This is a genomic window from Mesorhizobium sp. M0016 (genome assembly GCF_040324035.1).
Lineage (GTDB): Bacteria > Pseudomonadota > Alphaproteobacteria > Rhizobiales > Rhizobiaceae > Mesorhizobium.
Genome location: NZ_JAMYVM010000071.1, coordinates 1 through 656 on the forward strand (window position 1 = coordinate 1; position 656 = coordinate 656).

General features: G+C 62.0%; 1 protein-coding gene. It reads right to left on the minus strand.

The window, feature by feature from the left end; all coding sequences use genetic code 11:
• A partial coding sequence (locus NKJ88_RS32940) for a pilus assembly protein TadG-related protein (RefSeq protein ID WP_352446982.1) occupies positions 1–605 on the minus strand: 605 nt, incomplete at its 3' end.
• Positions 606–656: the final 51 nt, after the last annotated feature.

Sequence of the window (656 nt, forward strand, 5' to 3'; positions counted from 1 at the left end):
GGATTGTTCAGCACCATGCCGCCGACCGTGATCAGGCAGTCGGCCTTGAGCACCGCCGAGCCCTGCGTCTTTATGGCGTCCGAGGCAATCGAGTCCGACATGACCGAACAGCCGGTGAGGTTGACGGTGGTGTTGCCGGAAAAGAGCGCAGCCTGGGAGGCCGACGGACTGAGCGCCAGCACGCAAGCTTTGGAGGCGTCATTGATCAGCGCCACCGCCCTTGCCTGTTCGGCAACGGGCGCCTGGTTGAAAATCGCCGTGAAGTAGCGGTCGAGGTTCTGCTTGACGATGACCTCCACTGCCTTCTTCGCGGTGTTCGGGCCGGACAATGGCGGCGTGTTGACCTGGATCGTGCCCGGCGTGGCAAAATTGTTCGAGGTCGCGGACTGCGTGGCGGCGGCGATGATGGTCGGGTTATCGGAACCCGCGACTTTCTCGAGCGCGCCGGCATAGGCCGCGGCATCGGCAACGGCCTGCAGCTTGAGGCTGCTGTAATACCAAAAGGATGTCTCCACACCGAGGCCGGCGCCGCCAACCACGACCGGCAAGGTGAAGGCAACGATGACGGCAACGTTACCGTTCGTGGCGCGCCTTAGGCGGCTCAAAGCAAACCAAATCCGGGTGAACGCGTTGGATGCCATATGTATTAGAAACCA